Origin of the sequence: Kingella sp. (in: b-proteobacteria) (genome assembly GCF_030527935.1) — a bacterium.
Classification (GTDB): Bacteria; Pseudomonadota; Gammaproteobacteria; order Burkholderiales; family Neisseriaceae; genus Kingella_B.
On the sequence record NZ_JAUMZV010000003.1, the window covers coordinates 14,080 to 26,313 of the forward strand.

Annotated in this window: 15 protein-coding genes, 1 tRNA gene and 1 pseudogene; 5 read left to right on the top strand and 12 right to left on the bottom strand. The window is 54.5% G+C overall.

Translation table 11 applies throughout. From position 1 onward, the window contains the following. Positions 1–342 precede the first annotated feature (342 nt). A complete protein-coding gene (locus Q4A85_RS01480) occupies positions 343–1,242 on the bottom strand; it encodes a hypothetical protein (RefSeq protein ID WP_303107297.1) in 900 nt (299 codons plus the stop codon). Between the two features lie 316 nt (positions 1,243–1,558). Between Q4A85_RS01480 and Q4A85_RS01485 the strand changes: the two genes are divergently transcribed. Next, positions 1,559–1,711, top strand: a complete 153-nt coding sequence (locus tag Q4A85_RS01485; protein ID WP_303107298.1) for a hypothetical protein — start codon at positions 1,559–1,561, stop codon at positions 1,709–1,711. 11 nt (positions 1,712–1,722) lie between these two features. Here Q4A85_RS01485 and Q4A85_RS01490 read toward each other — a convergent pair. Further along, positions 1,723–2,136 (bottom strand): annotated as a pseudogene (locus Q4A85_RS01490) (aspartate carbamoyltransferase); the annotation flags it as partial. A gap of 8 nt (positions 2,137–2,144) precedes the next feature. Between Q4A85_RS01490 and Q4A85_RS01495 the strand changes: the two are divergent. After that, a complete protein-coding gene (locus tag Q4A85_RS01495) occupies positions 2,145–3,107 on the top strand; it encodes a tRNA-dihydrouridine synthase (RefSeq protein WP_303107300.1) in 963 nt (320 codons plus the stop codon). A 122-nt stretch (positions 3,108–3,229) separates the two neighbouring features. Here the strand turns inward: Q4A85_RS01495 and Q4A85_RS01500 are convergent. Continuing rightward, positions 3,230–3,314 (bottom strand) — tRNA-Leu (locus Q4A85_RS01500). A gap of 82 nt (positions 3,315–3,396) precedes the next feature. Beyond that, positions 3,397–4,128: a pseudouridine synthase gene (locus Q4A85_RS01505; RefSeq protein WP_303107302.1), complete on the bottom strand. Its 732-nt coding sequence runs from the start codon at positions 4,126–4,128 to the stop codon at positions 3,397–3,399. Positions 4,129–4,256: 128 nt separating this feature from the next. Here Q4A85_RS01505 and Q4A85_RS01510 point away from each other — a divergent pair, with 128 nt between their 5' ends. Further along, positions 4,257–4,400: a hypothetical protein gene (locus Q4A85_RS01510; RefSeq protein WP_303107303.1), complete on the top strand. Its 144-nt coding sequence runs from the start codon at positions 4,257–4,259 to the stop codon at positions 4,398–4,400. On the opposite strand, the gene Q4A85_RS01515 is transcribed toward Q4A85_RS01510, so the two are convergent. From Q4A85_RS01515 to Q4A85_RS01530, 4 genes are read right to left on the bottom strand one after another with little or no spacing between them, the layout of a single operon-like run. Then, positions 4,387–5,580 carry a heme biosynthesis HemY N-terminal domain-containing protein gene (locus Q4A85_RS01515; RefSeq protein ID WP_303107304.1) on the bottom strand — a complete coding sequence of 398 codons (1,194 nt, stop codon included), beginning with the start codon at positions 5,578–5,580 and terminating at the stop codon, positions 4,387–4,389. The genes Q4A85_RS01510 and Q4A85_RS01515 overlap by 14 nt on opposite strands. Then, complete coding sequence (locus tag Q4A85_RS01520; protein WP_303107305.1) at positions 5,577–6,995, bottom strand: uroporphyrinogen-III C-methyltransferase; 1,419 nt, start codon at positions 6,993–6,995, stop codon at positions 5,577–5,579. Before Q4A85_RS01520 ends, Q4A85_RS01515 begins: the two co-directional genes overlap by 4 nt. Continuing rightward, the gene (locus Q4A85_RS01525; RefSeq protein WP_303107306.1) at positions 6,992–7,720 is read right to left on the bottom strand and encodes a uroporphyrinogen-III synthase; all 729 of its coding nucleotides are present in this window, start codon (positions 7,718–7,720) and stop codon (positions 6,992–6,994) included. Before Q4A85_RS01525 ends, Q4A85_RS01520 begins: the two co-directional genes overlap by 4 nt. A 59-nt stretch (positions 7,721–7,779) precedes the next feature. Then, the gene (locus Q4A85_RS01530; RefSeq protein WP_303107307.1) at positions 7,780–7,956 is read right to left on the bottom strand and encodes a hypothetical protein; all 177 of its coding nucleotides are present in this window, start codon (positions 7,954–7,956) and stop codon (positions 7,780–7,782) included. 141 nt (positions 7,957–8,097) lie between these two features. Between Q4A85_RS01530 and Q4A85_RS01535 the strand changes: the two genes are divergently transcribed. Continuing rightward, positions 8,098–8,838, top strand: a complete 741-nt coding sequence (locus tag Q4A85_RS01535; protein WP_303107308.1) for an SDR family oxidoreductase — start codon at positions 8,098–8,100, stop codon at positions 8,836–8,838. Between the two features lie 83 nt (positions 8,839–8,921). Here Q4A85_RS01535 and Q4A85_RS01540 read toward each other — a convergent pair whose 3' ends face one another. Together Q4A85_RS01540 and era are read right to left on the bottom strand one after the other, a co-directional pair. After that, complete coding sequence (locus Q4A85_RS01540) at positions 8,922–10,019, bottom strand: acyltransferase (RefSeq protein ID WP_303107309.1); 1,098 nt, start codon at positions 10,017–10,019, stop codon at positions 8,922–8,924. Between the two features lie 50 nt (positions 10,020–10,069). Beyond that, positions 10,070–10,996 (bottom strand): GTPase Era, encoded by a 927-nt coding sequence (gene era, locus Q4A85_RS01545; RefSeq protein ID WP_303107311.1) that lies wholly within the window; start codon positions 10,994–10,996, stop codon positions 10,070–10,072. A gap of 38 nt (positions 10,997–11,034) precedes the next feature. Here era and Q4A85_RS01550 point away from each other — a divergent pair, with 38 nt between their 5' ends. Beyond that, positions 11,035–11,175: a hypothetical protein gene (locus tag Q4A85_RS01550; RefSeq protein WP_303107313.1), complete on the top strand. Its 141-nt coding sequence runs from the start codon at positions 11,035–11,037 to the stop codon at positions 11,173–11,175. Here the strand turns inward: Q4A85_RS01550 and Q4A85_RS01555 are convergent, their stop codons facing one another. Beyond that, positions 11,176–11,976: an RNA methyltransferase gene (locus Q4A85_RS01555; RefSeq protein WP_303107314.1), complete on the bottom strand. Its 801-nt coding sequence runs from the start codon at positions 11,974–11,976 to the stop codon at positions 11,176–11,178. Beyond that, complete coding sequence (locus Q4A85_RS01560; RefSeq protein ID WP_303107316.1) at positions 11,883–12,221, bottom strand: hypothetical protein; 339 nt, start codon at positions 12,219–12,221, stop codon at positions 11,883–11,885. Before Q4A85_RS01560 ends, Q4A85_RS01555 begins: the two co-directional genes overlap by 94 nt. Positions 12,222–12,234: the final 13 nt, after the last annotated feature.

Below are 12,234 nucleotides of genomic sequence, written 5' to 3' on the forward strand. Positions count from 1 at the left end.
GCCTGAAACATCAGCCCCCTTTTCAGGCTGCCCCACCCTACTCCCTTGGCAATAGCCGAGTTCGCAGCGCGGTTGGCCGGTTCCGCGGATGATTGGGCGTTGGAGCAGGCGCACCTGTTCGGGCTGGCCAGGCACGGCATAAGTGCTGACAACGCCGATAACGTGCGCCAACGCAAAGCAGCCTGCACCCTAATGACAAGCAGCAGCATCACAACAAGGATAATACCAAGGGGGTTGGTCAGGCGGGCGGGCATATTGGGCATGGTGCTCATGAAATATTGCAGGCTGCCCGATAATACACGAATCTATCGCTTTCGGGCAGCCTGCATGGGATGTCATTTGTTATTTATAGTACAGCCGCACATAGTCAATCTGCGTGGTCTGCATCGGGAACGGCTCGCTGAGGGACGGCGGGTCCAGATTGTCTTCCCATTCCACATAATCGTTCAAAACGAAATGCCATTTGTCGTTTCGGAGCACTTGGTTGACCAAATCAGGATCGATTTGCAGTTTGGTGTAGTCCTCGTCGGGCATGGTGGAACCGTATGTGCCGTCCGGCGTGAAACTGCGGTAGTCGGTCACATCGACCGTGCTGGAATCGTTCACGCGGTAATGGTGCACGGGAATCAGCTTGCCGTCCATGTAATAACGGATTTTGGTGCCATCATATTCGATGGCCCAAACATGCCAATCATGCGTCAGCCAAGAGGAACGGTTGCGGATACGGTTTTCCAAGCGATGCACGAATACGCGCGTGCGCCATTCTTTGCCCTCCGTGCTATAATAGCAGCTGACGCTGGATGCAGGGAAGGCATAATCCGGCATGGCGGAGAACCATTCCAGAATCAGCAGCGAACCATAAGGCGCACTACCGCCGCCAGGGGTTTTGCAGGTGCGGATGCTGTCTTCGTTTTTATGTTTGTTCAGCCAAAGCGCAGTGCGCATGCCGCGCAGCCCGTTCCAATTCATTTTGGCGCGGACTTCGGCACGGAACGGGCGGCTTGCATCCACCATGCCGATGGTTTCCAGCCGGCCGCTGGAATATTGGGTGACTTTTCCCGCCGGACATACGTCAGAGGTGGCGTTGCTGTCGTTCAAGGGGTCTCCTTCTTTATCAACGCAGTGGCGGCGCGTGGTCAATTGGGCATAATCGCCGGCCACGAAAGAGATGTTGTCCGACAGGTAGGACAGATAACTGTGCAAATGATTGCGGATTTCTTTGCTTTCCCAATCGTCAGGCACGCGCCCTTCCTTGAATTCATAGCATTTCGCGCTCCGCCATTGCCCGGATTCATCGGTCGGATGTTCGCAGCCGTTTGCGGAAGGTGTGGGTGTGGGTACTGGCGCTGGGGACGGCGTCGGTGAAGGGGTGGGTACGGGACTTGGCGCCAGTGTCGGATTAGGCGTCGGCGTTGGAGTAGGTGCGGGACTTGGTGACGGTGTCGGATTAGGTGTCGGCACTGGAGCAGGCGCAGGACTTGGGGCAGGTGCAGGCGTTTGTGCGGAAATGTATTGTTTCGCATAGTTATTGTTATTGGAAGATGAGCCGGAGGTTGAGTTGACCGTGGCCAAGCCTTTTGCTGTGCCCAGACCTGATTTTTCGTCTTTATTGCAGCCTGCGGTAAGTGCTGCCAAGCACATCACCACCAATAATTTTCTCGCATACATTCGTTTGAACTTTCTGGCAAAAATTGATTTATCAGCTGAATGAAAACTCAATATCTACACATTCTCATTCAACACCAATGCAAGCATGGCCATACGCGCAAATACGCCGTTTTGTGCTTGTTCAAAGTAATAAGCATGCGGCGTGCCATCTACGTCGGGCGCAATTTCGTCCACGCGCGGCAGGGGGTGCAGCACACGCAGATTGGGTTTGGCATTGGCCAAAGTGGCGGCATGCAGGTTGAATTTGCCTTGGATTTTGGCGAATTCCACGTCATCGAAGCGTTCGCGCTGCACGCGGGCCATATACAGGATATCTGCCCATTCCGCCGCACTTTCCAAATTGGGCAGTATCTGCCATTTTGCGCCGGCTTCGTCCAGTTCTTCGGTAATGTATTCGGGCATGGCCAGGCTGGGCGGCGACACAAATGCAAATTCGCAGCCGAAGCGTTTTAAGGCTTGCGCCAGCGAAAACCACCATGCCTAAACTCATTCTCGCCCCCATGCAAGGGCTAACCGATGCCCCCATGCGCGACCTACTCACCCGCATCGGCGGCTATGACGAATGCGTCAGCGAATTTGTCCGCATCACCCACACCGTCCACTCCCGCGCCACATGGCTGCGCCACGTCCCCGAAATCGCCCAGCACAACCGCACCCCATCAGGCATCCCCTGCACCACCCAACTGCTCGGCAGCAATGCCGACATGATGGCAAAAAACGCCCTAGCCGCCGTGCGCTTTGGCGTGCAAAGCATAGACTTAAACTTCGGCTGCCCCGCCCCCACCGTAAACAAACACCAAGGCGGTGCAATTTTGCTACGCGAGCCCGAGCGCATCCACCAAATCGTGCACGAAATACGTTTCAGGCTGCCCGAACACATCACCCTAACCGCCAAAATGCGCCTAGGCTACGACCACACCGACCTAGCCATCGCCAACGCCCAAGCCATCGCCGCAGGCGGCGCAAGCCAAATCACCGTCCACGCCCGCACCAAAACCCAAGGCTACGAACCGCCCGCCCATTGGCATTGGCTAAAAACCATTCGCGAGCGCGTCAGCATCCCCATCATCGCCAACGGCGACGTGTTTACGCTGGATGACTACATCGCCATCCGCCAAGCCAGCGGCTGCGACGACGTGATGATTGGGCGCGGCGCGGTGATGCGCCCCGATTTAGCCCGCCAAATCAAACAACACCTGCGCGGCGAACCCATCCAAGCCGCTACCTTCAACCAAGAAATCATGGACTGGATACGCCAGTTTTTTGATTTGTGCCTTGCGCACGAACCACAAGGCAAATACGCCGTCGCTCGGCTCAAACAATGGCTGGGCATGATGAAAAAAGCCTACCCCGAAGCCACACAACTGTTTGAAGCCGTGCGCACCTTGCGCGAAGCAGATGAGATTCAGCGCGTGTTGCGGGGGTTTCAGGCTGCCTAATGCCAACGATATTGTAAACAAAAAGGCGTTCAGAATGATTTGAACGCCTTTGGGTTGCAAGAATAGATTTGGTATGACAGATAAAGAAAAAACAGCCATTTTTCAGGCTGCTTTTTTGAGTGTGGTGCGGATGGAGAGACTCGAACTCTCACACCTTGCGGCGCCAGAACCTAAATCTGGTGCGTCTACCAATTTCGCCACATCCGCGTTGTGTGAACGCGCGGATTATACGGTTTTTCGGCAAAATTGCAAGTGATTTTTGGCGATGGATGGGCGTGGCGTGGCGCGGTTAAAAGCGTTCGTTGGCTTGCAAATATCGCCATTTGCCTTGCGGCAACGCGCCCAGTTTGATGCGCCCGATGCGGATGCGTTTTAGCCCAACCACGCGCAAGCCAACGAGTTCGCACATTCGGCGGATTTGGCGTATTTTGCCTTGCCTGAGCACGAAGCGCAGTTGGTCTTGGTTTTGCCATGTTACTTGGGCGGGGCGCAGTGGTTCGCCGTCTAGGCTTAATCCGTGGTTGAGCAGGGCGAGCCCGTTTTCTTTCAGGCTGCCTTTAACGCGCACAAGGTATTCTTTTTCGCTGTTGCTGTTGTCGCCAATCAGTTGTTTGGCGATGCGCCCGTCTTGGGTGAGCACGAGTAGCCCGACTGAATCAATGTCTAGCCTGCCTGCGGGGGCGAGATTGCGGGTGTGGCTGGGATGGAAGGCGATGCGGCTGGTGTCGCCGTCCCATTGGTTTTCGGCGGTGATGAGTTCAACGGCGGCGCGGTAGTCTTTTTCAGGCTGCCCACTTACGAAGCCGATGGGTTTATTGAGCAGGATGGTTACGCGGTTGGCTTGTTGTTCGTGGGCTTGTTTGTTTAGGTCTATGCGGTCGGCGGGGGTTACTTTTTGTCCGAGTATGGCGACTGTGCCGTTTACGCGCACCCAGCCTTTTTCTATGTAGCTGTCGGCTTCGCGGCGTGAGCAGATGCCGAGTTCTGCCATGCGTTTGGATAGGCGAATGGGGTCGGTCATGGGAATTCCTTTTTTGTGGGAGTGGGGCAGCCTGAAAACAAGGTTTAGCGTCATCACAATGTGGAAATGGCGTTTCAGGCTGCTTACTCGTTTTCAGGCTGCCTTTGGGCGGGTGGCAGGCTTGGTTTATGTTTTTGCTGCGTCAAATGGCGTTTCAGGCTGCCGTATTGCGCCATGTGATGCGTTTAACGTTTTCAGGCTGCCTAATCGCTTATAGGCAGCCTGAAATGCCATTGAGCAAAGCTCAAATCATTCGCGCTATTCTTCGCTGATGCTGTTTAACGCTAAGCGGCGTTGCTCTTGCGCGGCATCTTGGCGGGCGGAATGGTCGTACACTTTTGCCAACACCAAGCGGGTTTGCGCGGTGGGGTGCAAGGCAAGGCTGGCTTCTAAATAGCCTTGCGCTTTGCCCCACAGTTGTTTTTGCGCGGCAAGTTCGCCCAGATACATCAGCAAGCGCGAGTCTTTGGGGTTGTCTTTGAGCCATGCGTCGCCTGTGTCAATGGCTTTTTGCTGGCGGCGGTCGTCCAGATAACGCACGCTGGCAACAAAGGGCGGCAGCAAGTTGGCATCGCGGCTGGTGGGGTAATGGCTGTTCACCCACGCGATGGCTTGGTCATACAAACCCAACTCGTTGTATTTTCGGGCGATGGCAACGTTGAGCGCGTTGTTGCGCAAGGCTTCGGGGATGCGTTTCAGGCAGGCTTTCATGCCTGCGGCATCGGTTGCCAAATCCAGCAGTTTGCGGTAGGCGATTTCGGCGGTTTGCTGCGCTTCGGTGTCGTTCATTGCGCCTGCGCGGTGCAATTTTTCGGTTTTATCCAAAATATCCAGTGCATCGCCTTTGTCTAACGCCATGCGCAGTTGCAAGCGCGCCAAGCGGGTAAGGCGTGGGTTGATTTGCGCGGCGGCGGTTAGGTGGGTGGCGGCGGTGTCATAATCTTGTTGATTCAACGCGCTTTCAGCAAGCAGCAAATGGCGCGATAGCTGGGTTTTGCTGGGCAGCTTGGCGATGTCGTCAAGATAGTGGTCGCGCGCATCGGTGTTGTGGCTTTGGTCGGCGGCGTGGGCAGCCAGCATTAGGGCGAGTATGCGATTGTCGCCTGCTTGTTTGTTTGCCAACACTTTGTCGGCGTGTTGCGCGGCTTCTTGGAATTTGCCTTCAAAATACGCCAAGCCTGCGGCGTTGAGTTCCTGCGCGGCTTTGCGGCTGCGGCGTGATGCGCCAAACTGGCTTAATCGGTGGGGCGTGCCAAAGATGCTGACCAGCAATTTAATCAGCAAATACCACACAAACACGCTCAACAAGGCAACGATGATGAAGAAGTTGAGATTCATGCGCAGCGAATAGCCTTCCACCACAAAATACACATTGCCTGTGTAGGTTTTGGCGAGCATGGCTAGCCCGATGGCGCAGAGAAATAGGAAGATTATCCAAATGAGCTGTTTCATGCTTTCGCTCCTTTGGTTTCACTGGCGGTTTTAGCTGCGGGCGCGGATGCTGGCTGGCTGGCGGTTTTGCTGTCTGATTTTTCTGCTTTGGGTGCAGATGCGGCGGCGGGGGCGGCGGGCGGCGCGGCAACGGGCGTAGGCTCGGATGCAGCTTTGGGCGCAGATGCAGCAGCGGGCGCAACAGGCGCGGCAGATTTGCTTTCAGGCAGCACCACAAGCAACGCGGTGCGCACGTTGTTTTGATAATCGCGCACGGCGGCTAGGCTGGCTTTGAGCGATTCGTCTGAAATCATGCGGATTTCTACCGATTTTAGCTCGCCCACTTCTTTAAGCCATGTTTGGGTGTTGGGCGATTGCACGTCAAAATAGCGTTTGACGGTTTCTTCAATGGCGGCTAGGTCGTTTTGATAGATTTCGCTGTTGTGTTGCAGCAGGGCAAGCCGCGCGTCCAATAGGCGCATCCGCAGGTTTTCGCGCAGGTAGAACACTTGTTCCGAGCCGATGAGCATGGCATCGTTGTTATCCAGTTTGCGCACTTCTACCATGCTTTTGACCAGCTCGCTGGTGTTGTCCCATGCGCGTGTCCAAAAGCTGCCTGCTTTGGATGTGGGCGCGGGCTCGGCATTTTGGGCGTTCATGGTGCTGTCCACCAGTAGGGGCAGGCTGTCCACCGCGCTTTCTAGGCGGTCTAGGCGCAGGGCGGTGGCGGAAATATTGAGATAGGGGCGATTTTTCAGCGCGGCCAAATCTTGGCTGATGGCTTGTTTGATGGGCAGCAATTCAGGCTGCTCAAAGCGGTTAAGCCGTTGTTCTACGTTTTCTAGCACAGTGGTGGCAACGGGCACATTGCCTGATAGCAAGAGCTGTTGCGATGCGGTGTTTAGGGTTACTTCAATTTCGTCTACCAGCCAGTTGACGCGCCCTTTGAGCAATTCGGCGTAGGCGCGGTGGATGCCGTCTAGCGTTTGCGCGGTATCGCTTTCGTTTTGCAGGATTTTGTTAAGCTGGGTGTCTAGCTCGGCTTGTTTGGCTAGGGTGGCTTGCAGTCGTGCGGCGTTTTCGCTGTTGCCCAGCGCGGCTTGGTTTAGGTCTTGCCCAATGCGCATTTCTTGTTGTTTGAGCACGTTTTGCCCTTGCACAAATAAAAAGCCGCTTGCGCCCAGCGCAATCAGCGATAACACCAGCGCGCCTGTGGCAATGCCGCGTCCGCTGCTGGCTTTTTGTTGGATAACGATGGGCTGGGCGGGGTCGGGGTATTTGTCCGCTTGTTTTTTGGTTTGTGTTTCAGGCTGCTTGGGTGTGGCGGGGGTGGGTTTTTCAGGCTGCTTTTGGGGTTCGGTTGCTTTGTTTTCAATGGGCTGTTTATTGTTGGCAGCTTGGTTTTCAGGCTGCTGATTTTGTGCGTTGTCGGTCATTGGGGATTGCTCCGTGATGAAAAATGGTGAAGCGCATCGCTGAGTTGGGCTACGCTGTGGACGTGTTGTGCTCCAAGCGCGGTTAGGGTTTGGGCGATGCGCGGGTGTTGTGTGAAGTATAGCAAGGATTTGAGATTTTGCCTAAATGCTTGTGGGCATTGTGTAAACAGCTCTTGGGCAAGCTGGGCGGTGGTTATCCATGCGGCTTGGGGTTGGGCAGCCTGAAACTGTGCCCAGTTGAGCGGCTGGCTGATGCGCTGGTAGCATTCGGCGTATTGTACGGCGAATCCGCGCTGGCGCAGGGTTTGGGCAAGCTGTTCGCGCCCGCCTTGCCCGCGTATGATGATGATGCGGCTGCCTTGGGGCAGGGTATGCCAGATGGGCAGGGTTAGGACGGCTTCGCTGTCGTTGCCGTGTGGCGGGGCGTGGATGGGGGCAAGACCGTGTTGGCGCAGGGCTTGGGCGGTTTGATTGCCTACGGCGATGTGGGGCGTGGTGGCTTTCAGGCTGCCTATATAGGGGGCGGCGATTTCTACGGCGGTGGGGCTAACCCAAAACAGGGCTTGGGGGGCAGGGGCGATGATGTGCGGCAGCCTGAAAAGGGTATCGCGGATGGGAGCGATGCGGATGGGGGAAAAGGGGATGGCTTGCCAGCCTACGGCGGCGCAGGTGGCGATGTCGGCGGCGAGACGGTTTTCGGGGCGGATGAGTAGGATGGTGGGCATGGTGGGGTTGGGTGCTGGCGGTTGGGTTTTAGCTACGCTGAAACTCGCTGCGCTCGTTTTCAGGCTGCCTTGATGATGGCTGCTAATGATTGATATACAGTGGGGTGGCAGGGGGCTTCCCCCTGCTCGTGGTAGGCGGCGAAACGCCTGCTCTGGCAAAAAATAGGCATTGGGCAGCCTGAAATGGGTGGGGTTGGGTTTTCAGGCTGCCTTTGGGGGTTGAACCCATGTTTCATGGCTGCCTGAAATTTGTGTTAAAACGTGTTATTTTATGCTAAATTGGGCTTGGGTTTTAGCTTCGCAACTTCGCTTCGCTATGCAGGCTGCCTGATGCTGCTGTTTCGGTTGCAATTATTTTTAAAGACAAGGAGATTAAAATGACAATAGATTCATTGGGAAACAACGCGCTAGCAAACAAAGTGATACTGGTAACGGGCGCATCGCAGGGCTTGGGCGCGGAAGTGGCGAAATCTTGCGCGGCGGCGGGGGCAACGGTGGTGCTGCTGGGGCGCAGCCAGAAAAAGCTGGAAAAGGTGTATGACGAGGTGATGGCGGCGGGCGATGCCGAGCCGTTTGCCATTTGCTTTGACATGATGGGCGCACAGGAGCTGGAATTTGAGCAACTGGCGCGCACGTTGGCGGAAGCGACGCAGGGCAAATTGGATGGCGTGGTTCATTGCGCGAGCTATTTTTACGCGCTCTCGCCGCTGGATTTTCAAACGGTGGCGGAATGGGTGAACCAGTATCGCATCAACACGGTTGCGCCGATGGCTTTGACGCGGGCGGTATTGCCGATGCTGAAAGAGTCGCCCGATGCTTCGGTGATTTTTGTGGGCGAGAGCCACGGCGAAGCACCGCAGGCGTATTGGGGCGGCTTTGGCGCGAGCAAGGCGGCGTTGAATTATTTGTGCAAGGTGGCAGCGGATGAGTGGGAGCGTTTTCCGAATTTGCGGGCGAATGTGTTGGTACCCGGCTCAATCAATTCGCCGCAGCGCATTAAAACGCACCCTGGGGAAACGGCGGCGGAGCGCAAGGATATGGCGGACATTACGCCTGCTTTTGTGTGGTGGGCGAGCGAGCAAAGCAAGGGGCGCAGCGGGGAGATTGTTTACTTATAGCCATTGCATGAATTGAGGCAGCCTGAAAACGGGGAGAAACATTTTCAGGCTGCCTTTTTTGTGGTGTAGATGAATGCCCTACTCTATTGTCGCTTCCGCAAGAATGGACGTTCCACACCCAAATAAGTAGTACACGACAGCAATAACACCAGCACAAAAATCAGCGGGAATGTTGCTATATAAACCAACAAACCATGTGCTTGGAAATCAAACCAACCACCCAGCGCAAACACGCTATACAACACCACGCCATGCGTTAAATAAATGCTGTAACTCATATCGCCCAACATTTTCATGCCGCGATGTCGCAAAATACCGCCAAAATCATAGCCCCCTGCCAACAGCAAAAACAATAACGCCACCAAAATGCGGTTGATTGGCGTATAAGGTGGAAATAAAAACGCCGTTGCCAGCAGCAAAAGCAGCAGCACCACATTCAACCATTTCTTGTATCGCCGTATAAACGGCAACAACACATCGCTTAAACTCACCGCCGCAGCAGAGAGCACAAATTGCCAATAATGGTGGGTATCAGTTTGCGTGATAATCCAAACAAACAATGCGCCGCATAATGCCATCACGCCCCATTGTTTTTTATTGCTCGCAGGCAATTGGTGCATTGCCGTATGAATAAACGGCAGACTGAAATAAAACCCCCATTCATAAAGCAACGTCCATTGCACGCCTGCATTGGAAACAAAGCTGATAAAGCCATTGAGTGGCTGATAGCGAAAAGTTGCCCAGTGAAAAAGCCAATCCACGCCATCCCAAAACGCCACATTTTCCACGCCCACTGCTTTAAAGCTGGCATACACCACAAACAGTAGCGACAGCAGATACAACGGCATAATCCGCCGAATGCGCGCGATGTATAAGTTTTTCCAATTGATTTCTTTTTGTTTGAGTTTATTAAGAAAAAGAAAGCCTGTAATCATAAAAAACAGGCTAACGGGAATCGCGCCAAGATTCTGCGCAAAATACATCCAATGCAAGCCAAAGTTATCAGCAACAGCCCACTCTCCTTGCAAACTCCAACGATGCATCAAATAAAAATGATGAGCGAACACAAAAGTTGCCAACACGCCGCGCAAACCATCCAATGGTGAATCACGGTGGGTGGAATCAAATTTTTCACTGATTTTTTGCGGCATTCGCGCCAATAAAAATGCCACCAATGCCATGGATAGCATTACCAAAAAAGTCAATAAAACCAACCCTAATCTAGGCTCTCTCACAACCCCAACTCCCGCAAAAACCGCACATCATCCGCCCAGCCCGATTTCACTTTCACCCACACCTTCAAATACACCTTGCAATCAAACAGCTTTTCCATATCCAGCCGCGCTTCGGTGGAGATTTTTTTCAGCTTTTCGCCACCCTTGCCAATCACAATCGGCTTTTGGTTTTCCTTGTCCACCAGCACGGCGATGTAGATATGCTGGATGCCCGCGCTCTCGTCAAACTTTTCCACTTCCACGTTCATCGCGTAGGGCAATTCTTCGCCCAGATAGCGGAACAGCTTTTCGCGCACGATTTCCGCCGCCAAAAAGCGGCTGGATTTATCGGTAATCATGTCATCGGGATACATCGGCACGCTTTCGGGCAGATAGCTTTTCAGCTTCGCCAGCAGGTTGGCGATGCGCAGCCCATGCTTCGCGCTCACCACTTCGCAATCGGCAAAATCAAACGCTTGGCGCACTTCGGCGATAAACGCATCCAGCGTGGCGGCATCTTTGGCTTTGTCTTTGTCAATTTTATTGACCACCAGCACCACGGGCGTGTTTTGGGGCAACTGTTGCAGCACAATGCGGTCGGCATCGGAAAAGCGCAACGCTTCCACCACAAACACAATCACATCCACGCCGCTGACGGCTTCGGTTACGTTTAAATTTAATCGGTCGTTCAAGGCGTTGCGGTGGTGGGTTTGGAACCCTGGGGTGTCCACGAACACAAATTGCGCGGTGTCATCGGTGTAGATGCCTGTTACTTTGTGACGCGTGGTTTGCGCTTTTTTGCTGGTGATGCTGATTTTTTGCCCGATTAGGTGGTTCATCAGCGTGGATTTGCCCACGTTGGGTCGCCCAACAATGGCGATAAAGCCGCAGCGATAACCTTCGGCGGCGGTTTTTTCGTTGGCTAAAAATTCTTCTAGGTTCATGGCTGGGCTTTCTTGGGTAACGGGGTTGGTAAATAGAAATGGGGGTTTTCAGGCTGCCTTTATCGTGTGCGATGCGTCAAAGGCAGCCTGAAACGATGTTTGGCGAAGCAGAAATACGATTTTCAGGCTGCCTTAACGCATTAGGCAGCCTGAAAAGCGTAGCGGCGTTGCACAGCTAGCTATTCTTTCGGCAGCTTCTGCTGCACCATGTTGAAGAATCCGCGCAGGATGTCAATGTCTTCGGTGGTGGTGTCGGCGCGGTTAAACAGCGAATGCAGGCGACGCACCATGCGCTCTTGGTTGCGGCGGCGGAAAAAATCTAACTGCGTCATGGTGTCTTCCAAATGCTGCACCATGCCCGCCACTTGCTCGGCGGTTGCCAAATTGCGCTCGGGGATAAGGTGGCTCATGTCCATGTTGACATGGCTAAACAGCTCGTAGCACACCACTTGCACGGCTTGGGCAAGGTTGAGCGAGAAATAATCGGGGTTGCCCGCAATGGTCATCAGGCGGTTGCATTGTTGCACTTCGTCTATGCTCAGCCCGTAGGTTTCGTTGCCAAACACCAGCGCGATGCATTGCCCTGCTTGGGCGGCGGCGAGCAGGCTGGGCGCGAGTTGGCGCGGGGTTTGCAGAGGGGTGGTCAGCTCGCGGCGGCGGCTGGTTAAGGCGCAGCTTAACGTTGTGCCTGCCAATGCTTCGGGCAGCGTGGCAACGATTTGGGCGCGTTCCAGCACGTCTCTTGCGCCTGATGACAGCACAAAGCTCTCTTCGGGCAGCCTGAAAGCGGCGGCGTGTTCGGCGATAAACTCGGGCGGCTCGGGGGTCATCGGCGTTGCCATGATGTTGGGGGCAACAAGGGTGAGCTGGGTTAATCCCATGGTTTTCATGGCGCGGGCGGCTGCGCCGATATTGGCGGGGTGGCTGGTGCGCGATAGGACGATGCGGATGTTGGCAAGATAGGCAGGAAGCGTGGGCATGATGGTGTGCGGGAATGGTTTTCAGGCTGCCTATTATACAAGAGTAGGCAGCCTGAAAAGAGATTGCGGTTTGATTTTATGATGGTTGTACCAGCCTGCTGCATGGCAAGCCTTTGTAGCACAATCGGCAGCCTGAAACTCATTTCGCCCGCTGGTAAACGCAGCTTGCGTGTAAAATCCCATCTTGCCGCGATGCCATCATCCGCGCCGTTGCGCCAAAATATAATAGGCAGCCTGAAACCCAACCCACATCCTCCC

Excerpts from the sequence above, each read along its gene's own strand:
- Q4A85_RS01495 (WP_303107300.1), top strand. The coding sequence starts at position 2,145 with ATGCCTAAACTCATTCTCGCCCCCATGCAAGGGCTAACCGATGCCCCC.
- Q4A85_RS01505 (WP_303107302.1), bottom strand. The coding sequence starts at position 4,128 with ATGACCGACCCCATTCGCCTATCCAAACGCATGGCAGAACTCGGCATC.
- Q4A85_RS01510 (WP_303107303.1), top strand. The coding sequence starts at position 4,257 with ATGTTTTTGCTGCGTCAAATGGCGTTTCAGGCTGCCGTATTGCGCCAT.
- Q4A85_RS01515 (WP_303107304.1), bottom strand. The coding sequence starts at position 5,580 with ATGAAACAGCTCATTTGGATAATCTTCCTATTTCTCTGCGCCATCGGG.
- Q4A85_RS01520 (WP_303107305.1), bottom strand. The coding sequence starts at position 6,995 with ATGACCGACAACGCACAAAATCAGCAGCCTGAAAACCAAGCTGCCAAC.
- Q4A85_RS01525 (WP_303107306.1), bottom strand. The coding sequence starts at position 7,720 with ATGCCCACCATCCTACTCATCCGCCCCGAAAACCGTCTCGCCGCCGAC.
- Q4A85_RS01530 (WP_303107307.1), bottom strand. The coding sequence starts at position 7,956 with ATGAAACATGGGTTCAACCCCCAAAGGCAGCCTGAAAACCCAACCCCA.
- Q4A85_RS01535 (WP_303107308.1), top strand. The coding sequence starts at position 8,098 with ATGACAATAGATTCATTGGGAAACAACGCGCTAGCAAACAAAGTGATA.
- Q4A85_RS01540 (WP_303107309.1), bottom strand. The coding sequence starts at position 10,019 with ATGGCATTGGTGGCATTTTTATTGGCGCGAATGCCGCAAAAAATCAGT.
- era (WP_303107311.1), bottom strand. The coding sequence starts at position 10,996 with ATGAACCTAGAAGAATTTTTAGCCAACGAAAAAACCGCCGCCGAAGGT.
- Q4A85_RS01550 (WP_303107313.1), top strand. The coding sequence starts at position 11,035 with ATGGGGGTTTTCAGGCTGCCTTTATCGTGTGCGATGCGTCAAAGGCAG.
- Q4A85_RS01555 (WP_303107314.1), bottom strand. The coding sequence starts at position 11,976 with ATGCCCACGCTTCCTGCCTATCTTGCCAACATCCGCATCGTCCTATCG.